Below are 19,861 nucleotides of genomic sequence, written 5' to 3'. Positions count from 1 at the left end.
GCCGACGCTGCTCGTGGCTCCCGCGCTGACCGCCGCCTGCCGACGCTGCTCGTGGCTGCCCGCGCTGTCGGCCGCCGCCCGACGCTGCTCGTTACGGCCTGCTCTCTCCGCCGCCACTCGCCGTTGCTCGTCGCTGCCAGCGCTGTCCACCGCCACCCGCCGTCGCTCGTTGCTACCTGTGTTGTCCGCTGCAACCGGCCGCTGAGTGTCGGGGCCTGCGCTATCTACCGCCGCTCGTCGTCTCAGCCGGCCGGCCACGGCCACAAGCGTCAGCCCGCACTCCCGAACGGTTGCCGGAGCGAAATACGAAGTTGAAGGGATTGGATTGCGTGGTGTGGACTGGCGCTCGTCGTCGGAGAGTGATCGACGCGCCGCAGTGCAAGGAGTGCGACGGATTTAGGCTGCGCGTTCAATTCCGCCTTGGCCTATGAAAAGCGTGCTTGAACCCGACCGTGCGTGGCCTTGCCGCGCCATGCGGTGACGAAGGTACCGTGCAGGCCGCGCGGACCGCCGCATCAGCCGGGCAGAAAAGGCGGGCATACAGGAGAAGCGACGACGACGCAGTGCGGATCGCACCGTAGCGCCGCGATGTGCGGCACGTCGCGGCGAGCGCGCAGCGCTCGAGCGGAATATGCAGACGGAATAGACAAAACCCGACGCGGCGGACACACCGGTCGGGTCGCACGGCGCGAACGCGCCGGATGAGGCAGGCGGAAAGTCTCCGCGGGGCGGCGCAGCGGAGGCCGCCGCCAACGATGCTGCGGCAGGACGCGCGCGAAGCGCGGCGCGTCAGCTTTCGCCCTTCGGCCCCGGGTTCAGCATCACGACGAAGCACGCCACGCCGACGATCAGCGCGGCCGCGCCGCCGCGCAGCGCGACCGTCTCGTCGAACAGCAGCCCGGTCACGACGGCCATCATGCCGGCCAGCGATACGAACACGGCGATCGCTGCAACCACGATGCGGGACTGGCGACGTATCATCGCGACCCCCGCGCCGTTATGCTGCGGCGGCCGCCGACACGTCGGCGTCGTCGCCGCGAATCAGCAGCACCGGGCAGCTCGAGCCGCGCAGGAAGCGCTCGGCGACGCTGCCGAGCAGCATGCGCCGGAAGCCGCGGCGGCCATGCGTGCCGACCACCGCCAGCTCGATGCCGTGTTCCTTCACGTAACGCTGCAGGCGTTCCGCGACGTCCTCGCCGATGCTTTCCGTCTCGACGAGCTCGCCTTCGCCCTGCGCACCGGCCGCCGCGACCGTCTGTTCGGCTTCGCGCAGCACGCGGGTGCCCTCGGTGCGGATTTCCTCGATGAGCGCATTCGGATCGAAGCGCCCCGCATACGTAAACAGCACCGACTTGTCGACCACGTAGACGATGCTGACGTTCCCGCCGCCCACCTTCGCCATCTTCAATGCCTCCGCAAGCGCCTGTTTCGACGAAGCGCTGCCGTCCACGGCCACCATGATCTTCTTGTACATGCGTTCCTCGCTGGGGTGAGTTGCCGCGCAACGTCGCGCGGCCGTGTCACCATCATCAGCGCGCGTGCGGCTGCGGGCTTGACGACGATCAAGCTCCGCGAAAATCCCGTTGTGCGGCCAAGCGCCGCGCGCCACGCTCGGTGCATCGCGCCGAAGGCGCTATCATCAGACCTTCGATCTGCGTCCGGCCCCGTTTTGCCGGCCCACTTTCACCTCACTCAACCGACATGACAACGACTACCGAACGCGTGGACGGCGCCGCCCAGCATCTCGTCGCCGCCCGCCATGCCGGCGTGCCCGGCCCGCTGCTGCCCGATGCCTGCCGCCCGCAGGACGTCGACACCGCGCTGGCGATCCAGCATCGCGTCGCCGACCTGCTCGGCGAAACCATCGGCGGATGGAAATGTGCGCTGCCGCCGCCGGATCGCGTGATCGTCGCGCCGATCTTCGCGTCGACGATCCGCGAAGCCGATGGGCCGTACCGCGTCGTGGGCGGCCCGATCGTGCGCATCGAGCCGGAGATCGCGTTCATGCTCGATCGCGACCTGCCCGCGCGCGCGCAGCCGTACGACGACGACGCCGTGCGCGGCGCGATTCGCGAAGTGCGCATCGTGCTCGAAGTGCTGGGCTGCCGCTATGCGGAGCCGGCCCGCGCGTCGAAGTTCGAACTCCTCGCCGACGGCCAGTTCAACCAGGGGCTGTGTGTCGGCCCCGTCGTGCAAGACGGACTGAACGCACCGCTGGAGACGCTCGCGCTGTCGTTCGAAGGCGCGCTGAACCGCACGATCGACGGCCGCCATCCGGACGGCGATCCGCTCAAGCCGCTCGTGTGGCTCGTGAACTTCCTCGCGTCGCGCGGCGACGGCGCGCGCGCCGGCCAGATCGTGACGACCGGCTCGTATGCGGGCGCGATCGACGTGCCGCTCGGCGATGTGCTGACCGTGCGCTTCGGCGAGCTGGGCAGCCTGACGGTCACGCTGACGGCTTGACGGCCGAGTCGTAGCAGGTCGCGCGCGGCGGTTGAGGCGTCGGTTGACGCTGAGGCCGAGGCGCCCGCAGCCGCTGTTGCCCCGGATTCAGGGCAACGCAGCGGCGCGACTTCCGCGCGCGGCAGCGTCGCAACCGCCTCGGTGACGCGGACGGCATGACGCGCGAGCCGTCGCGAAGTTCGGGCAGGTCGCGCGCCTCGGTCGAGGTTGAAGCGTCGGTTGAGCCTGAGGCAGCCGCTGCCCACGCCGCGCCATGCCGAGCCCAACGTCCCGGCGCGCCTTCGCCACCGGGCTACACCGCAATCACCCCTCGCGCAGCGTGCCGGCGCCACGTGATACCGTTGCACATCGCGCACGCACCGCCTCCACCGGTCCTTCGCCATGCCGCCCGCACCGTTACCCGCCCTGCTCGACGAAGTCCTGCGCACCGTCGATCGCCGTTACCGATTGCCGCCGCTCGTGCCTGCGTCGTCGCTCGACGACGCGACGAATCCGGCCGTCGTCGTCGCGACCGTGATCGACGAAGCGCGCCGCGAGCTCGCCGACGGCCGAGCGCCCGGCGCCGCGTTGCAGCAGCGTTTCGTCGACGCGCTCGCGCGGATCATCCGCGCCGCGATGGACGCGCGCGGCGGCGATCCCGCGTTCCAGGCCGCCGTGTTGCGGCATCGCGCGCCGGTCGTGCGCGAATACGCGTCGCTCGCCGCCCACGCCGAACCGGATCGGCGCACGCTGCGCTCGGCCGTCAACACGATCGCGCATCCGGCGCGGCTCGAGCGGCACGCGCATGCGTGGCAGCGCGCGCCGCTCGCGCGGCTGCATGCGGCCGCGGCCGGCGCGTCGTGGGACACGCTCTACGCCGAACTGCGACACCTGCTTGCGCAGCCGGAAACGGCAGCCGACCCGGCATTCCAGCGGGACCTCGCGAAACTCCACGACAACCCGGCGCTCGCACGTCTGCAGCGCCTCGCCGCGCTGTCGGTCGACCCGGCGGTTCGGCAGTACCGCGCACTGTGGGAACGCCAGGGGCCGCCCGAAGGCAGCGCGCTGGCCGTCGCGCAAGGCGCGACGTCGCAACGGCGCGGCGCGGCGGTCGAAGCGCTGGCCGCGCTGGCCCTCGGGACGCTGGCCGACCAGCTCGACGCGATCGACGCGCAGCGCACGTATCGGGTCGTCACGTCGATGCGCGTGCCGGCGTCGATTCCGGGCAAGCACGACCGCGCGAAGACCGAATGGGACGCGGTGCTGCTCGAGCGCGCGCGCGGCGGCGATCCGTCGACCGCGTGGAACATGCGGTTCCTCGTCGAGGCGAAGGCATCCGCGGATGCGGCCACGTCCGATCTGCCGCGCCTGCTGCGCGGGCTGAGCCTGCTCGCGCAAGCCGATCCGCATACCGTCTACGCGTTCGACACGCGTGAAGGCTCGATACGCGTGCACGGCGCGTCGCTGCACGCGCTGACGATCGACGATGCGGCATTGCAGCGCGAGGTGCTGTACTGCTGCGATGCGTCGGCCGACCCGACGCCGCGGCTGCTCGGCGCGGCCAGCCGGATGCAGCTGCTGTCGACGCCGGCGAGCCTCGCGTATGCGAGCGCGCTGGCGCAGCACGGGGACGCCGACACGGCCATCCTGCAGGCCGTCTGGGAAGCGTTGCTGACGCAACCGTCGTGGCGGCCGGTGCTGCACCAGTACGAATCGCTACGGCAGGTGCGCGCGCTGATGGTCGGCGTCGACGATCTGCTGGCCGCGATCGACGGCGACCAGGCCGACAACGCCGTGAACGATGCGTGACGCGTTACTCGACGCATCGCGTCGCGCGTTGATGCGCGCCGCATAAGCGGTCGGCAGGCTCAACGAGCCTGTGCGGCTCCAGCGCGGCGCGGTCGTCCCAGCCCACGCGCGATTGCGCCGTCCGTCTGCGCTTCGTCTACAACGCTCAAGAGCTTCATCGACCATTCGACGGTCGACGCCATTCGCGCTGCCAGCCGCGCCATCCAATGCGCGGCCGGCAGCGGGTACACGGTTCGGACCGTCGCGACGCGCGGTGTCCGGCCGAGCCCGACATCGCCGTCACTTTCGGCATCGGCATCGGCATCGTTCTCACCGCAGGCACCAGCGCCCCGCGAAGTCCCCAACTCCCCGCCACACGTGATGTACGATACGCGCCGAGGCGAAATCCTCCTGAGAGAACCGGCCGTCGCGCCCCCATCCAAGCACAAGAAAAATGCCAATCACCCTGACGCTGCACCGCAACCTGCTCGCCGCGCTGACGGCCAGCCTGCTTTGCGTTCCCGCCGCCCATGCCAGCTCCGACGACACCTGCGACGTGCAGCTCACGCTGCGGCAGGGCGCCTACTCGTGCGGCAACGTGCCGATGCTGAGCCCCGGCAACGACACGCGGATCAACGCGCTGCTGATGATGGTCGAAAGCCGCAAGGTCGCGCAGGTATTCCCGGACCCGAAGACGATCCCGGCGAAGGAGCGGATCAACCAGATCGTCGTGCCGTTCCCGATGGATTTTTCCGGCTGGATCGATATCGGCCAGAAGTCGCCCGACAAGACCGGCGACGGACAGGACGCCGATCCATCGTCGAACCGCTACGCCGACGGCGAAGGCAGCATCTGCCGCAGCATGGAGTCGGGCGCGCAAGCGTTCAACGACGCCCTGAGCGGAGCGGCCGGCCTTCCCGCCGACGAAGCCGCGCGCCTGCGCGCCGCCCGCGCCGACATCGCGCAGAAGACCTGCGCCGCGGGCGGCGCGACCGCTTCCTGGACGCGACCGCCGGTCAAATCGGCGCTCGCCCGCGACTTCGCGACCTACCTCGACGGCACCAACGCGTTCTATCGCGCCGACTTCCTCACCGCGACGCGCGCGTTCGCGAGCGCGTCGCACGGCGCGAACCCGTGGCTGAAGGAAACCGCGCTCTACATGACCGGGCGCGCGCAGCTGAACGCCGCGCAGGCCAACGCATTCGACAACGACAACCCGGCGCCGTCGCGCGCACGCGTGACGAAGGTGTCGCTCGACGCCGCCGACACCGTGTTTCGCACCTACCTGAAGATCTATCCGCAGGGCGACTACGCGGTGTCCGCGACCGGGCTGTTGCGGCGCATCGCGTGGCTCGGCGGCAACGTCACGCAACAGGCCGACCTGTACGGTCACGCGCTCGCGCGCTGGTCGCCCGCGACGTCGAACGTGCCGCTGATACAGCTCGCAAACGAACTCGACAGCAAGCTGCTGTTCGGGCCAGAATTCGACGCGAGCCGGATCCAGTCGCCGACCGTGCTCGCGACCGTCGACCTGCTGCGCATGCGCACGTCGGACAGCACGGACCCGAGCCGCAACAAGCCGCTGACGCTGGACGATCTGCAGGCGCAGAAGCCGCGCTTCGCGAACGCGCCGGCGCTGTACGACTATCTGGTCGCGACCTGGTATCTGCAGATCGGGCACAAGCCCGATGCCGCGCTCGCACTGCTGCCGCAGGCGCCGGCCGCGCCGCTCGACTACTTCGGACTGAGCCAGCAGGCGCTGCGCGGCTTCGCGCTGGAGGACAGCGGCAAGGCCGATCAGGCGCGGCAGCTGTGGCGCGACCTGATCCCGCTCGCGACCCTGCGCTTCCAGCGCGAGGCGCTCGAACTCGCGCTCGCGATCAATCTCGAACAGGCCGGGCGCGTCGACGACGCGTTCGCCGCCGATTCGCCGGTGCAGAATGCGGCGATCCGCGCCGTGCTGTTGCAGCGTACGGCCGGGGCGGCGCTGCTGCGCACGCAGGCGCAGAACCCAGCGACCAGCGCGGCGCTGCGCGACACTGCGCTGTACACGCTGCTGTACAAGGAGCTCACGCGCGGCCGCTACGCCGACTTCGTCGCCGATACCGCGCTGGTGTCCGGTGCGCCGGCCGAGCCGCTGAAGCCGTTCGTCGCGTCCGGCGCGCGCAATGCGGACGGCTACGTGTGCCCGTCCGCGCGCGACATCGCCGCGGCGCTGCAGCAAAACCCCGCCGACGCACCAGCGCTCAACTGCCTTGCGGACTTCGTGCGCCTTCATCCGCCCGCAGCCGGCATCGAAAGCTATGCGACCCCGGCGTGGCTGCGCAGCGCGCCGGCCGCCGCCACGCGCGTGCCGCCGACGCTCGGTGACGCGCCGTCGCAGTTCGCGGGCAAGCCGTACGAGCGGATGTCGAGCTACGTGACGGTGATCGCCGATGCGCAGGCGAACCCGAACGATCGCGCGTATGCGCTGTACCGGGCGATCAACTGCTATGCGCCGGCCGGCTCCAACGAATGCGGCGGCAAGGACGTACCGAAGAGCGCGCGCAAGCGCTGGTTCGACACGCTGAAGACCAGCTATGCGGGCACGCCTTGGGCGCGCAAGCTGCGCTACTACTGGTGAGCGCCGCATGAGGCGGCTCGCGTGCGTCGCGCTGCTGCTGGCGGCCCGCGCGGCGCTGGGCGGCACCGTCGATGCGCGCGACTACGACGCGTTCTGGCTGTGGGCCGGCGTGAAGCCGCAGCCGGTGGTGAGTGGCGCGCGCACCGTGTACGTGCTGCTCGGGCAGATCGAAGCGTCGCCGCGCGACGACTCGCAGGTGCGCGTCATCGCGCAGGGCGTCGCGCTGCCGCGCGCGCCGAACGCGCGCGTGTGGCTCGTCTACCGCGCACACACGCTGCGCTGGACGCCGCGCGTGTCGCAGATCATGCTCGCGCAGCTCGAACGCTGGCGCGCGTCGGGCCGCACCATCGCCGGCATCCAGATCGACTTCGACGCACGCACGCGCCATCTGCAGGACTACGTCGAATTTCTGCGGACGCTGCGCCAAACGCTGCCCGCCGAATGCCAGCTCAGCATCACCGGGCTGCTCGACTGGAGCAGCCGCATCGATACCGATCAGGTCAACCAGCTTAGGGGAATCGTCGACGAGGTGGTCGTGCAGACGTATCAGAGGCGCAGCACGATCCCCGATTACGCCGCATACCTGCCGCGCGTCGCGCGGCTCGCGCTGCCGTTTCGCATCGGCGTGATCCAGGGCGGCGAGTGGGACGCGCCGCCGTACCTCGCGGCCAATCCGTGGTTCCGCGGCTACGTCGTGTTTCTGCGCAACGGCTAACGCGCGGCTATGCGGCGGTGGCGCCGCCCGCGTGGGCAGTGCCGCGCCGCCGCTAGCTGATTACGCCTGGACGAACGCCAGCAGGTCGGCGTTGAGGACGTCCGCGTTGACCGTCAGCATCCCGTGCGAATAGCCGGGATAGGTTTTCAGCGTGCCGTTCTTCAGCAGCTTGATCGACTTCAGTGCGGCATCCGCGATCGGCACGATCTGGTCGTCCTCGCCATGCAGCACCAGCGTCGGCACCGAGATCGACCGCAGGTCTTCCGTCTGGTCGGTTTCGGAGAACGCCTTGATCCCGTCGTAGTGCGCCTTCGCGCTGCCGATCATCCCCTGACGCCACCAGTTCTGGATCACGCCCTGATGCACCGTCGCCCCGGGCCGGTTGAAGCCGTAGAACGGGCCGGACGGCACGTCGAGGTAGAACTGCGCGCGGTTGTCGGCGAGCGCCTTGCGGAAGCCGTCGAAGACCTCGAGCGGCAGCCCCGCCGGATTCGCGTCGGTCTTGAGCATCAGCGGCGGCACCGCGCTGACCAGCACCGCCTTCGCGACGCGGCCGGCCGGCTCGCCGTGCCGCGCCACATAGCGCGCGACCTCGCCGCCGCCGGTCGAGTGGCCGACGTGCACCGCGTTGCGCAGGTCGAGCGCTTCGACCACCGCGAACGCATCGGCCGCGTAGTGATCCATGTCGTGGCCGTCCGACACCTGCGTCGAGCGGCCGTGGCCACGGCGGTCGTGCGCGATCACGCGAAAGCCGCGTTGCACGAAGAACAGCATCTGCGCATCCCAGTCGTCGGAAGACAGCGGCCAGCCGTGGTGGAACATGATCGGCTGGGCGTCCCTCGCGCCCCAGTCCTTGTAGAAGATGTCGACGTGGTCCTTCGTAGTGATGTACGGCATGGCTGCAGGCTCCTTTGGGGTAGGTGGACGTCGCATGCCGGCGGGCCATCCTGGCGGATGGCGGGATCGAGTTGCGGCGCGGCGCCAGCATGCCGCGCCGCTCGATTCGGCACCTCTTCGTTGTAGCGGAAAACTGCGACCGCGTCATGAAGCCAAATACATGAGCGCACGCAGCGGCGCCCGACAGCGCGCCAGCGCACACTCTTTTGCGCAACTAACCGTGTGAATTCGCGACGCTCGCGCGGCGGCGTGCCCGCGCATCAGCCGTCGGTCGACACGGTCAGCGGCTCCCATGCGCGGATGTCGTCCTGCAACGCCGCCCATTTGGCGCGCACGAGGCGCAGCGCGTCGCTGCCGAGCAGCAGATGGGCCGGCGGAGCATCGGCTTCGATGACGGCGAGCATCGCCTGCGCGGCCTTCACGGGATCGCCCAATTGCCGGCCGCTGTTGCGTTCGCGCGCCTGCCGGACCGGATCGAACAGCGCGTCGTAATCGGCGATCGAGCGCGGCGTCCGCGTCATCGAACGGCCGGCCCAGTCGGTGCGGAACGAGCCCGGTGCGACGGCCGTCACCGCGACGCCGAACGGCGCGAGTTCCTTGCCGAGCGCTTCGGAGATGCCTTCGAGCGCGAACTTGCTGCCGCAGTAGTAGGCGATGCCCGGCATCGTGATGTGCCCGCCCATCGACGTGATGTTCAGGATGCGGCCGCGCCGGCGGGTGCGCATGAACGGCACGACGGCCTTCATCATCGCGACGGCGCCGAACACATTCACGTCGAATTGCCGGCGCAGCTCCGCCAGCGGCGACTCCTCCACGATGCCTTCGTGTCCGTAGCCGGCATTGTTGACCAGCACGTCGACGGGCCCGACGCTCGCCTCGAGCTCCGCGACCACGCGGTCGATGCGCTCGAAGTCGGTCACGTCGAGCACGCGGCCGATGGCCGCCTGCGGGGACAGCGCTTCGAACGCGCGCCGCGCATCGTCGCTTCTCACGGTGCCGACCACCGTGTACCCCGCCGCCAACGCCTGCTGCGCCAACGCCCGGCCGAAGCCGCTGCTCACGCCGGTGATGAGCATGATGGTGCCTGATGCCATGTGAAGTTCTCCAGAAAGTCGATCACGGCATGCATGCTAGTCTGAGGGCCTGCGACGAATAATGCCGATTCCGCTGAGATTCTTGCCTAAAGCTATGAGCGCCATCATCACGTCACTGCCATCGCCGTCGTCGCCGCCGGCGCAGCGCCGCGCGCGGCTGATCGCGCTGCTGCGCGCGCTGGCGCCGCACGAAGGCTACAACGCGACCGCGCTGCCGAGCGTGCGCATCCTGCGCTCGGACCGTGCGCTGTCGCGTACGCCGGTGCTGTACGATCCTGGCATCGTGATCGTGTGCCAGGGCCGCAAGCGCGGCTACTTCGGCGGCGAATGCTATCTGTACGACGAGGACCATTACCTGGCCGTGTCGGTGCCCGTGCCGTTCAGCATGGAAACCGACGCCACCGTAGAGCGCCCGCTGCTCGCGCTGTACCTGCACGTCGATTTGACGATAGCCGCCGAGCTGGCGGCGCAGATCGATCGCGAAGGCGGCGCGGCGCCCGTAGAGGCGCCCAGGAGCATGATGTCGACGCCGATGGACGAAGCGATGCACGCGAGCGTGCTGCGTTTCGTCGACGCGATGCACCGGCCGCTCGAAGCGGCGGTGCTCGGGCCGGCGCTGCTGCGCGAGCTGTACTTCCGCGTGCTGACCGGCGCGCAGGGCGGCGCGCTGAGAAGCGCGCTGGCGATGCGCGGACAGTTCGGCCGCATCGGCCGATCGCTGCATGTAATTCACGCCGACTATGCGCGCGCGCTCGACGTGCGGCGGCTTGCGGCCAAGGCCGGCATGAGCGTGCCGAGCTTTCACAGCCACTTCAAGGCGATCACACATGCGTCGCCGATGCAGTACCTGAAATCGACGCGGCTGCATCAGGCGCGTCTGCTGATGGTGCGTCAGGACCTGACGGCGGAAGCGGCGGCCTATGCGGTCGGTTATACGAGCCCGTCGCAGTTCAGCCGCGAGTTCAAACGGCTGTTCGGACTGACGCCCGCGCAGGAAGCGAAGCGCATGCGCGCGAGCTTCGCGCTGCCCGAGCCGTTCGACGGTGCGGTGTTCGTGGCGTCGCATTGAGCAACGCATGCGACGCAGCTGCCCGATCGCCGCCCCTTCACCGCGCCCCCACCCTCCACACCGTCACCTCATGCAGCGTCTCGCCGGGTTTGAGCACGGTCGTCGGGAACGCCGGCCGGTTCGGCGAATCGGGAAAATGCTCGGCCTCCAGCGCGAACGCGTCGGTCTGCCGGTAAAGCGTGCCGCCCTTGCCGGCGACGCTGCCGTTCAACCCGTTGGACGTATAGAACTGCAGCCCCGGCTGCGTCGTGTAGACCTCCAGAAACCGTCCCGATGCCGGATCGTACGCACGCGCGGCGAACGCCGGCGCGGGCTGGCCGCCGTGGTCGAGCACCCAGTTCTGGTCGTACCCGTGCGCAATGGCGAGCTGCGGATCACGATCGCGCAGACGCGCGCCGATCGGCGTCAGCTGGCGCAGGTCCATCGGCGTGCCGGCCACGCTCGCCAGCGCGCCGGTCGGAATCGACGTCGCATCGGTCGGCGTGAAGCGCGCCGCGGCGATCTCGATCAGTTGCCGTTCGACACTGCCGCCGTCGTGCCCCGCGAGATTGAAATAGCTGTGGTTGGTCAGGTTGACGACCGTGTCCCGGTTCGTCGTCGCGCGATAGTCGATGCGGATCAGGTCGTCGCGCGTCAGCGTGTAGGTCACGTCGGTGGTCAGCGTGCCGGGAAAGCCGTTTTCGCCATCGGGGCTCACGTAACGCAGCGTCACGCTCGAACCGTCGGCGTCGCTGCGCGTGCCCGTCACCGTCCACACCTTCGCGTCGAAACTATTGGGGCCGCCATGCAGCGTATTCGGCGGATCGTTGACCGGCAGCGTCCAGGTCTTGCCGTCGAGCACGAAGCGCCCGCGTGCGATGCGGTTCGCATAGCGGCCGATCAACGCACCGAAATGGATGTTGCCGTTGTGCGCCTCGTAGTCGCGCAGCGAATCGAAGCCGAGCACGATATCGGCGGGCTTGCCGTTGCGGTCCGGCACGTCGAGCGCCGTCACGATGCCGCCGTACGTGATGATCTTCAGCGTCACGCCGTGCGCGTTCGCGAGCGTGTACTGGCTGACCGGCTGGCCGGCCGCGGTGGTGCCGTAATGCGCACGGCTGACGGACACGTCGGGCGCGGCCGCTGCGGCCGATGCCGTCGACGCAGCGTTCGAGCCGAGAGCAAACGTTGCGCATGCACAGATCGCGAGCACCGGCCGCCGTGTCGAGAGCGGGTTCATGGACGACCTCCGAAACGGTTGTGTCCATCGCGCCGCGCAATCCGCATGCCTGCCGGGCGCGCGACGATCGCGCGCGACCACCGCCGCAAACGAAAACGGCCGCCCGAAGGCGGCCGCATCGATCAACCTTAGCGCAGCGCTTACTTGCTGTAGTCGTACACGCCGCGGCCGGTCTTGCGTCCGAGGCGTCCGGCCGACACCATCTCGCGCAGCAGCGGGCACGCGCGATACTTGGTGTCGCCGAAGTCCTTCAGGAACACGTCCATCACCGCGAGGCAGACGTCGAGCCCGACCAGATCGGCCAGCGCGAGCGGCCCGATCGGATGGCTCGCGCCGAGCTTCATGCCGGCGTCGATCTCCTCGGCCGTCGCGATGCCTTCGGCCAGCACGAAGAACGCTTCGTTGATCATCGGCACCAGGATCCGGTTCACGACGAAGCCCGGCGAGTTGCGCACGCCGATCGGCGACTTGTCGAAACGCTCGGTCAGCGCGCGCACCGCGCTCGCGGTCGCGTCGCTCGTCTGCAGCCCGCGGATGATCTCGACGAGCGGCATCAGCGGCACCGGGTTGAAGAAGTGCATGCCGATGAAGCGCGACGAATCGGCGAGCAGCGCGGCGAGCGAGGTGATCGAGATCGACGACGTGTTGGTCGCGATGATCGCGTCGGGCCGTGCGACCGACTCGATCTGCTTCAGGATGCGGCCCTTCAGCTCGACGTTCTCGGTCGCGGCTTCGATCACGATGTCGACCGCAGCCAGCTTCGCGTAATCGGTCGACGTCGTGATGCGCGCGAGCGCCGCGTCGCGCGCGCCGGCCTCGAGCTTGTCCTTCGACACGAGCCGCTCGAGGCTGCCCTTCAGTGTCGCGAGGCCCTTGTCGAGCGCCGCGTCGCTGACGTCGATCATCACGACGTTGAGTCCTGCAACGGCCGCGGTTTGCGCAATGCCGTTGCCCATGGTTCCGGCGCCCACGACGCCGACGGTTTCGATGGTCATGACGATTCCTGTGTGTTCGGGTGCTGTGCGCCCCGATTATCAAATATTCTCGAAGATCGCGGCAATGCCCTGACCGCCGCCGATACACATCGTCACGAGCGCGTAACGGCCGCCGATGCGCTTGAGTTCATACAGCGCCTTGACGGTGATCAATGCGCCGGTCGCGCCGATCGGGTGACCGAGCGAGATGCCCGAGCCGTTCGGGTTCACCTTGGCGGGATCGAGCCCGAGTTCCTGCGTCACCGCGCACGCCTGCGCGGCGAACGCCTCGTTCGCCTCGATCACGTCGAGATCGGCGACCGTCAGGCCGGCGCGCTGGAGCACCTTCTGCGTGGCCGGTACCGGCCCGATGCCCATGTAGGCCGGATCGACGCCCGCATGCGCATACGCAACCAGGCGCGCGAGCGGTTTCGCGCCCTGCGCGCGTGCAGCGTCGGCGCTCATCATCAGCACCGCGGCGGCCGCATCGTTGATGCCCGACGCGTTACCGGCCGTCACCGTGCCCTCTTCCTTGACGAACACCGGCTTGAGCTTCGTGAAATCGTCAGGGCCGGCGTCGTGGCGCACGTGCTCGTCGGTGTCGAACGCGACTTCGCCCTTCTTCGTGCGGATCGAGATCGGCAGGATCTGATCCTTGAAGCGGCCTTCCGCGATCGCGCGCGCCGCGCGGCGATGCGATTCGAGCGCGAGCGCATCCTGCGCGTCGCGCGAGATGCCGTACTTGCGTGCGACGTTCTCGGCCGTCACGCCCATGTGGATCGTCTGGAACGGGTCGTGCAGCGCGCCGAGCATCATGTCGATCAGCTTCGCATCGCCCATGCGCTGCCCGAACCGCGCGGACGGCACGGTGTACGGCGCGCGGCTCATGTTTTCCGAGCCGCCGGCGATCGCGACCTCGGCATCGCCGAGCATGATCGTCTGCGCCGCCGACACGATCGCCTGCAGGCCCGAGCCGCACAGACGGTTCACGGTCAGCGCGGGCGTGTGCTGCGCCACGCCGCCGTTGACCGCCGCCACCCGCGCCAGATACATGTCCTTCGGCTCGGTGTTCACGACGTGGCCGAACACCACGTGGCCGACCGCATCGCCCGGCACGTTGGCGCGCGCCAGCACTTCGCCGACGACCTTCGCGCCGAGATCGGTCGGCGAGAAGTCCTTCAGGCTCCCGCCGAAATCGCCGATCGCGGTACGGACCGCGCTCACCACCACGACTTCCTTCGCTGCATTGCTCATCGTCTCACTCCGGTTCGGTCGCGCCTGCGGGCGCGACCATGAATTGCATTACATGTTCGGATAATTCGGCCCGCCACCGCCTTCCGGCGTGACCCACACGATGTTCTGCGTCGGGTCCTTGATGTCGCAGGTCTTGCAGTGCACGCAGTTCTGCGCGTTGATCACGAGCCGGTCGCTGCCGTCGTCGTTCTTCACGAACTCGTATACCGCCGCCGGGCAGAACCGTCCCTCCGGTCCTGCGTAGGTGCGCAGGTTCACGTTCACCGGCACGCTCGCGTCCTTCAGCGTCAGGTGCGCCGGCTGGTTCTCCTCGTGGTTCGTGTTCGAGATGAACACCGACGACAGCCGGTCGAACGTCAGTTTGCCGTCCGGCTTCGGATACTCGATCGGCGTGCATTGCGATGCCGGCTTCAGCATCTCGTGGTCCGCGTGCTTGTGGTGCAGCGTCCACGGCACGTTGCCGCCCATCACCTTCTGCTCGAGCCCGACCATCAGCGTGCCCAGGTACAGCCCCTTCGCCATCCACTGCTTGAAGTTGCGCGCGCGGTACAGCTCGGTGTACAGCCACGACTGCCGGAATGCGTCCGGGTAGGCGTGCAGCTCGTCCGACTGGCGGCCGGCCTGCACCGCATCGAACGCCGCGTCGGCGGCCAGCATGCCGGTCTTGATCGCCGCGTGGCTGCCCTTGATCCGCGACGCGTTCAAAAAGCCCGCGTCGTCGCCGATCAGCGCGCCGCCCGGGAACACAGTCTTCGGCAGCGACAGCAGCCCGCCCGCGGTGATCGCGCGTGCACCGTACGACACGCGCTTGCCGCCTTCGAGGAATGCGCGGATCGACGGATGCGTCTTGTAGCGCTGGAACTCCTCGAACGGCGACAGGTACGGGTTCGTGTAGCCAAGCCCAACCACGAAGCCGACCACGACCTGGTTGTTGTCCATGTGGTACAGGAACGAACCGCCGTAGGTGTCCGACTTCAGCGGCCAGCCGGCCGTGTGGATCACGAGGCCCGGCTTGTGCTTCGCCGGATCGATCTCCCACAGCTCCTTGATGCCGATCCCATACGCCTGCGGATCGGCGTTCGCGTCGAGCTTGAACTTCGAGATCAGTTGGCGGCCCAGATGGCCGCGGCAGCCTTCGGCGAACAGCGTGTACTTCGCGTGCAGTTCCATGCCGAGCTGGAAGTTCTCGGTCGGCTCGCCGTCCTTGCCCACGCCCATGTTGCCGGTGGCGACGCCCTTCACCGAGCCGTCGTCGTTGTAGAGGATCTCCGCGGCCGGAAAGCCGGGGAAGATCTCGACGCCGAGCGCTTCGGCCTGCGTGCCGAGCCAGCGCGTGACGTTGCCCAGCGAAATCACGTAGTTGCCGTGATTCTTGAAGTTGTCGGGCAACGCCCAGTTCGGCGTCGTGACCGCGCTCTGCTCGGACAGGAACAGGAAGCGGTCCTCGGTCACCTCGACGGTGAGCGGCGCGCCGCGTTCCTTCCAGTCGGGGAACAGCTCGGTGATCGCGCGCGGGTCCATCACCGCGCCCGACAGGATGTGCGCGCCGATCTCGGAACCCTTCTCGAGCACGCACACGCCGATCTCGGTGCCTTTCTCGGCGGCCAGCTGCTTGAGCCGGATCGCCGCCGACAGCCCGGCGGGGCCGCCGCCGACGATCACGACGTCGTATTCCATCGATTCGCGCGGGCCGTATTGCGCGAGCAAGTCCTGGGTGGTCAAAATACTGTCTCCTCCTGCGCTCCGACCGTGGCGGTCAGAACTGGTCTTCCGTCAGCGCGAGCACGCTCTGGTTACCCTTCGCGCCGACGATCGACGCTTCGAGCGCACCGGCCTGCACGAGCACGTGTTCCGCATAGCATTGGGCGATCGCGATCTTCGCGTCGTAGAACGTCACGTCGCTCGCGCGGTTCGCGTCGGCCGCGAGCAGCGCACGCGCCATCTGCCATCCGCACAGCACGACGCCCGCCAGCTTCAGGTAAGGCACGCTGCCCGCGAACACCGCGTTCGGGTCCTGCTTCGCATTGGCGAGCACGTAGTCCACCACCGCCGACAGCGCGCGCGCGCCCTTCTCGAGCTGCGCCTTCATCGATGCGGCGGCCGCGCCGCCGACCTTGCCGAGCGCCGCGACGGTTGCGTCGATCTCCGCGATCAGCGCCTTCGCGACCGCACCGCCGTCGCGCAGCGTCTTGCGGCCGACCAGGTCGTTCGCCTGGATCGCGGTCGTGCCTTCGTAGATCGCGAGGATCCGCCCATCGCGGTAATACTGCGCCGCGCCGGTTTCCTCGATGAAGCCCATCCCGCCGTGCACCTGCACGCCGAGGCTCGCGACGTCGTTGACCATCTCGGTGCTCCAGCCCTTCACGATCGGCACCAGATATTCGTAGATCGCCTGATGGCGCGTGCGCGTCGCGTCGTCCGCATGGCGGTGCGCAATGTCGCTGTGCGCGGCCGCGACGTACGCGAGCGCGCGCGCGCCTTCGGTCAGCGCGCGCATCGTGCCGAGCATCCGGCGCACGTCCGGGTGGTGGATGATGGTCACCGACTGCTTCGCCGATCCGTCGACCGGGCGGCTCTGCACGCGCTCCTTCGCGAAGGCCGCGGCCTTCTGGTACGCGCGGTCGGCCACGCCGATCCCCTGCATGCCGACGCCGAAGCGCGCCGCGTTCATCATGATGAACATGTATTCGAGGCCGCGGTTCTCCTCGCCGACGAGATAACCGATCGCGCCGCCGTGGTCGCCGTATTGCAGCACCGCGGTCGGGCTCGCCTTGATGCCGAGCTTGTGCTCGATCGACACGCAGTGCACGTCGTTGCGGGCGCCGAGCGAGCCGTCTTCGTTGACCAGGAACTTCGGCACGATGAACAGCGAGATGCCCTTCACGCCCTCCGGCGCGTTCGGCGTACGCGCGAGCACCAGGTGGACGATGTTGTCCGCCATGTCGTGCTCGCCCCACGTGATGAAGATCTTGGTGCCGAACACCTTGTACGTGCCGTCGCCCTGCGGCTCGGCGCGCGAGCGCACCAGCGCGAGGTCCGAACCGGCCTGCGGCTCGGTCAGGTTCATCGTGCCCGTCCACTCGCCCGAAATCAGCTTCGGCACGTAGCGCTGCTTCTGCTCGTCGGTGCCGGCCGTCAGCAGCGCTTCAATCGCGCCGTCGGTGAGCAGCGGGCACAACGCGAACGACAGGTTCGCCGCGTTCAGCATCTCGATGCACGGCGTCGCGATCAGCTTCGGCAGCCCCTGACCGTCGTACTCGACCGGGTGTTGCAGGCCCTGCCAGCCGCCTTCGACGAACTGGCGGAACGCGGCGCCGAAACCGGGCGTCGCCGTCACGGCGCCGTCCTTCCAGCTGCTCGGGTTGCGGTCGCCGTCGACGTTCAGCGGCGCCAGCACCTCGCCGCAGAATTTCGCGGACTCGTCCAGCACGGCCTGCGCGGTGTCGTAGCCGGCGTCCTCGAAGCCGGGCAGCTGCGCAACGGTGTCGATGCCCGCGAGTTCCTTCAGCACGAACAGCATGTCCTTGACGGGGGCGTTATAGCTCATGGTCGTTGTTCCAAATCAGGCAGTGAATGAAGCGCGCGGCCCGCGCGGCTGCGGCAAAACCGGCCAGCACCAGGCGACGTCGTGGCCCATCGTAATGCCGACGCGGCCGTTTCCCACTGTCATATCCGGCCCAGATAGTGACAAAACCGGCCACACGATGCGCGCATGCCGACACCCGAACCCGGCCCTTGCGCAGCGTGTGCCGACGCGGATTTCCACGGGGCCGACGCGGCCACGGCACGCCGATCGGGCGGCCGGGGCGGCGCGCCGGTCATCGCGATGGACGCCTTCTATGGGAAAACCCTAGGGCCTGCGCGCGCTGCGCATTTCGCATGCCGGTGCCGCGCTGCACGATGCGCGGCAGACTGGCCGCGTCGGCCGCCGATCCGGATGCCGCGCCGAGACGCGCGCGTCGACGAAACACAGCGGCGCGGCAAAAGACAGCCGCGATGCGACCGCGTGCTGCCCTTGTCCGACGCAGGCGCGCGGCGCCCGGACCGCGTCGGCGCCGCACCGCGAACGACCGTTCATCCTGTGATGCAATCTCGCAACCGGTCCACGAAACACAGGCATGATTCTGGTAACTTGACGCACCGGCCCGAGCGCTTCGCGACGGCCATCACCCATCTTTCATACCATGACACTACAGATTGGGATTCCTCTGGAGACAGCCACCGGCGAACGGCGCGTTGCGACCGTGCCCGAGGTGGTCGAGAAACTGATCAAGCTGGGGTTTGCGGTGGCCGTCCAAAGCGGCGCCGGTGCCGGCGCGAACTTCGACGACGACGCCTATCGCGCGGCCGGCGCGAGCATCGCCGCCACGGCAGCCGAGCTGTGGTCCGGCAGCGACATCGTGTTCAAGGTGCGCCCGCCGAGCGCCGACGAAGTCGCGCTGATGCGCGAAGGCGGCATGCTGATCGGTTTCGTGTGGCCGGCGCAGAACCCCGACCTGATGCAGCAGCTCGCGGCGAAGCGCGCGACCGTGCTCGCGATCGATTCGCTGCCGCGCACGCTGTCGCGCGCGCAGAAGATGGACGCGCTGACGTCGATGGCCGGCATCAGCGGCTACCGCGCGGTGATCGAGGCCGCGCATGCGTTCGGCCGCTTCCTGAACGGGCAGGTCACGGCGGCCGGCAAGATCCCGCCGGCGAAGGTCTTCATCGCCGGCGCGGGCGTGGCCGGCCTCGCCGCGATCGGCACGGCCGCGAGCCTCGGCGCGATCGTGCGTGCGAACGACACGCGCGCCGAAGTGGCCGATCAGGTGAAGTCGCTGGGCGGCGAATTCGTCAAGGTCAACTACGAAGAGGAAGGCTCGGGCGGCGGCGGCTACGCGAAGGTGATGAGCGAAGGCTTCCAGCAGGCGCAGCGCGCGATGTATGCGCAGCAGGCGAAAGACGCCGACATCATCATCACGACCGCGCTGATCCCCGGCAAGCCGGCGCCGAAGCTGATCACCGCCGAGATGGTGCAGTCGATGAAGCCCGGCAGCGTGATCGTCGACATGGCCGCCGAACAGGGCGGCAACTGCGAGCTGACGGTGCCCGGCGAGGCGGTCGTGCGCCACGGCGTGACGATCGTCGGCTATACCGATCTCGCGTCGCGCCTGTCGCGGCAGTCGTCCACGCTGTATGCGACCAACCTGCTGCGCGTGCTCGAGGAGCTGTGCAAGGGCAAGGACGGCACGATCGACGTCGACTTCGACGACGACGCGATCCGCGGCCTGACCGTCATCAAGGAAGGCACCGTCACCTGGCCGGCACCGCCGCTCAAGCAGCCGGCCGTCGCGCCCAAGCCCGCGGCCGGCGCACCCGCCGCGGCCGCGCCGGCGAAGTCCAAGAGCCACGGCCACAGCAGCGAGCCGATGTCGGCCAAGGCGCTCGCGATCGTGTTCGCGGTCGGCGCGCTCGCGTTCCTGCTGGTCGGCCAGTTCGCGCCGGCCAGCTTCCTGTCGCACTTCACGGTGTTCGTGCTCGCGTGCTTCGTCGGCTACATGGTGATCTGGAACGTCACGCCGTCGCTGCACACGCCGCTGATGAGCGTGACCAACGCGATCTCGTCGATCATCGCGATCGGCGCGCTCGTGCAGGTCGCGCCGCCGACGGCCGAGCTGGCCAATGCCGGCGATCGTCCGTCGGGGCTGATCCTCGGCCTCGCGGTCGGCGCGCTGACGCTCACCGCCGTCAACATGTTCGGCGGCTTCGCGGTCACGCGCCGCATGCTCGCGATGTTCCGCAAATAA

Annotated in this window: 15 protein-coding genes; 6 read left to right on the top strand and 9 right to left on the bottom strand. The window is 68.8% G+C overall.

The features are described from left to right. Nucleotides 1-789: 789 nt before the first annotated feature. Together AK36_RS25685 and AK36_RS25680 are read right to left on the bottom strand one after the other, a co-directional pair. Complete coding sequence (locus AK36_RS25685) at nt 790-981, bottom strand: DUF2964 family protein (protein ID WP_011879803.1); 192 nt, start codon at nt 979-981, stop codon at nt 790-792. A gap of 16 nt (nt 982-997) precedes the next feature. Next, entirely contained in the window at nt 998-1,474 is a 477-nt protein-coding gene (locus AK36_RS25680; protein WP_011879802.1) for a universal stress protein, read from the bottom strand. 227 nt (nt 1,475-1,701) lie between these two features. Here AK36_RS25680 and AK36_RS25675 point away from each other — a divergent pair, with 227 nt between their 5' ends. The 4 genes from AK36_RS25675 (at nt 1,702) to AK36_RS25660 (ending at nt 7,568) form a co-directional block, all read left to right on the top strand. After that, nucleotides 1,702-2,463 carry a 2-keto-4-pentenoate hydratase gene (locus AK36_RS25675; protein WP_011879801.1) on the top strand — a complete coding sequence of 254 codons (762 nt, stop codon included), beginning with the start codon at nt 1,702-1,704 and terminating at the stop codon, nt 2,461-2,463. Between the two features lie 381 nt (nt 2,464-2,844). Continuing rightward, on the top strand, nt 2,845-4,251 hold the full coding sequence (locus tag AK36_RS25670) for a hypothetical protein (protein ID WP_011879800.1): 1,407 nt from the start codon (nt 2,845-2,847) through the stop codon (nt 4,249-4,251). A gap of 433 nt (nt 4,252-4,684) precedes the next feature. Then, a complete protein-coding gene (locus AK36_RS25665; RefSeq protein ID WP_011879799.1) occupies nt 4,685-6,853 on the top strand; it encodes a PA5441 family protein in 2,169 nt (722 codons plus the stop codon). Between the two features lie 7 nt (nt 6,854-6,860). After that, nucleotides 6,861-7,568, top strand: a complete 708-nt coding sequence (locus AK36_RS25660) for a DUF3142 domain-containing protein (RefSeq protein ID WP_011879798.1) — start codon at nt 6,861-6,863, stop codon at nt 7,566-7,568. Between the two features lie 60 nt (nt 7,569-7,628). Here AK36_RS25660 and AK36_RS25655 read toward each other — a convergent pair whose 3' ends face one another. Then, entirely contained in the window at nt 7,629-8,465 is an 837-nt protein-coding gene (locus AK36_RS25655; RefSeq protein ID WP_011879797.1) for an alpha/beta fold hydrolase, read from the bottom strand. A 260-nt stretch (nt 8,466-8,725) separates the two neighbouring features. Further along, a complete protein-coding gene (locus tag AK36_RS25650; RefSeq protein ID WP_011879796.1) occupies nt 8,726-9,559 on the bottom strand; it encodes an oxidoreductase in 834 nt (277 codons plus the stop codon). 94 nt (nt 9,560-9,653) lie between these two features. Here AK36_RS25650 and AK36_RS25645 point away from each other — a divergent pair, with 94 nt between their 5' ends. After that, nucleotides 9,654-10,628, top strand: coding sequence for an AraC family transcriptional regulator (locus AK36_RS25645; RefSeq protein ID WP_043292581.1), 975 nt, complete (start codon nt 9,654-9,656; stop codon nt 10,626-10,628). Nucleotides 10,629-10,665: 37 nt separating this feature from the next. On the opposite strand, the gene AK36_RS25640 is transcribed toward AK36_RS25645, so the two are convergent. From AK36_RS25640 to AK36_RS25620, 5 genes are all read right to left on the bottom strand, one after another. Continuing rightward, nucleotides 10,666-11,847, bottom strand: coding sequence for an aldose epimerase family protein (locus tag AK36_RS25640; RefSeq protein ID WP_011879794.1), 1,182 nt, complete (start codon nt 11,845-11,847; stop codon nt 10,666-10,668). A 140-nt stretch (nt 11,848-11,987) separates the two neighbouring features. Then, nucleotides 11,988-12,842 carry a 3-hydroxybutyryl-CoA dehydrogenase gene (locus tag AK36_RS25635; RefSeq protein WP_011879793.1) on the bottom strand — a complete coding sequence of 285 codons (855 nt, stop codon included), beginning with the start codon at nt 12,840-12,842 and terminating at the stop codon, nt 11,988-11,990. Between the two features lie 39 nt (nt 12,843-12,881). After that, on the bottom strand, nt 12,882-14,075 hold the full coding sequence (bktB, locus tag AK36_RS25630) for a beta-ketothiolase BktB (protein WP_011879792.1): 1,194 nt from the start codon (nt 14,073-14,075) through the stop codon (nt 12,882-12,884). 48 nt (nt 14,076-14,123) lie between these two features. Next, nucleotides 14,124-15,752, bottom strand: coding sequence for an electron transfer flavoprotein-ubiquinone oxidoreductase (locus AK36_RS25625; protein ID WP_410719677.1), 1,629 nt, complete (start codon nt 15,750-15,752; stop codon nt 14,124-14,126). 79 nt (nt 15,753-15,831) lie between these two features. Next, nucleotides 15,832-17,622: an acyl-CoA dehydrogenase gene (locus AK36_RS25620; protein WP_045579545.1), complete on the bottom strand. Its 1,791-nt coding sequence runs from the start codon at nt 17,620-17,622 to the stop codon at nt 15,832-15,834. A gap of 637 nt (nt 17,623-18,259) precedes the next feature. Here AK36_RS25620 and AK36_RS25610 point away from each other — a divergent pair. Then, nucleotides 18,260-19,861: a Re/Si-specific NAD(P)(+) transhydrogenase subunit alpha gene (locus AK36_RS25610; RefSeq protein ID WP_011879789.1), complete on the top strand. Its 1,602-nt coding sequence runs from the start codon at nt 18,260-18,262 to the stop codon at nt 19,859-19,861.

Source organism: Burkholderia vietnamiensis LMG 10929 (genome assembly GCF_000959445.1).
GTDB lineage: Bacteria > Pseudomonadota > Gammaproteobacteria > Burkholderiales > Burkholderiaceae > Burkholderia > Burkholderia vietnamiensis.
Note: the sequence above shows the minus strand (reverse complement) of the source record. Positions and strands in the feature narration are given on the sequence as shown.

What these genes read in the sequence shown, in the direction of transcription:
- AK36_RS25685 (WP_011879803.1), bottom strand. Translation starts at nt 981, where the DNA reads ATGATACGTCGCCAGTCCCGCATCGTGGTTGCAGCGATCGCCGTGTTC.
- AK36_RS25610 (WP_011879789.1), top strand. Translation starts at nt 18,260, where the DNA reads ATGACACTACAGATTGGGATTCCTCTGGAGACAGCCACCGGCGAACGG.
- AK36_RS25620 (WP_045579545.1), bottom strand. Translation starts at nt 17,622, where the DNA reads ATGAGCTATAACGCCCCCGTCAAGGACATGCTGTTCGTGCTGAAGGAA.
- AK36_RS25635 (WP_011879793.1), bottom strand. Translation starts at nt 12,842, where the DNA reads ATGACCATCGAAACCGTCGGCGTCGTGGGCGCCGGAACCATGGGCAAC.
- AK36_RS25680 (WP_011879802.1), bottom strand. Translation starts at nt 1,474, where the DNA reads ATGTACAAGAAGATCATGGTGGCCGTGGACGGCAGCGCTTCGTCGAAA.
- AK36_RS25625 (WP_410719677.1), bottom strand. Translation starts at nt 15,752, where the DNA reads ATGGAATACGACGTCGTGATCGTCGGCGGCGGCCCCGCCGGGCTGTCG.
- AK36_RS25665 (WP_011879799.1), top strand. Translation starts at nt 4,685, where the DNA reads ATGCCAATCACCCTGACGCTGCACCGCAACCTGCTCGCCGCGCTGACG.
- AK36_RS25670 (WP_011879800.1), top strand. Translation starts at nt 2,845, where the DNA reads ATGCCGCCCGCACCGTTACCCGCCCTGCTCGACGAAGTCCTGCGCACC.
- AK36_RS25640 (WP_011879794.1), bottom strand. Translation starts at nt 11,847, where the DNA reads ATGAACCCGCTCTCGACACGGCGGCCGGTGCTCGCGATCTGTGCATGC.
- AK36_RS25655 (WP_011879797.1), bottom strand. Translation starts at nt 8,465, where the DNA reads ATGCCGTACATCACTACGAAGGACCACGTCGACATCTTCTACAAGGAC.
- bktB (WP_011879792.1), bottom strand. Translation starts at nt 14,075, where the DNA reads ATGAGCAATGCAGCGAAGGAAGTCGTGGTGGTGAGCGCGGTCCGTACC.
- AK36_RS25675 (WP_011879801.1), top strand. Translation starts at nt 1,702, where the DNA reads ATGACAACGACTACCGAACGCGTGGACGGCGCCGCCCAGCATCTCGTC.
- AK36_RS25645 (WP_043292581.1), top strand. Translation starts at nt 9,654, where the DNA reads ATGAGCGCCATCATCACGTCACTGCCATCGCCGTCGTCGCCGCCGGCG.
- AK36_RS25650 (WP_011879796.1), bottom strand. Translation starts at nt 9,559, where the DNA reads ATGGCATCAGGCACCATCATGCTCATCACCGGCGTGAGCAGCGGCTTC.
- AK36_RS25660 (WP_011879798.1), top strand. Translation starts at nt 6,861, where the DNA reads ATGAGGCGGCTCGCGTGCGTCGCGCTGCTGCTGGCGGCCCGCGCGGCG.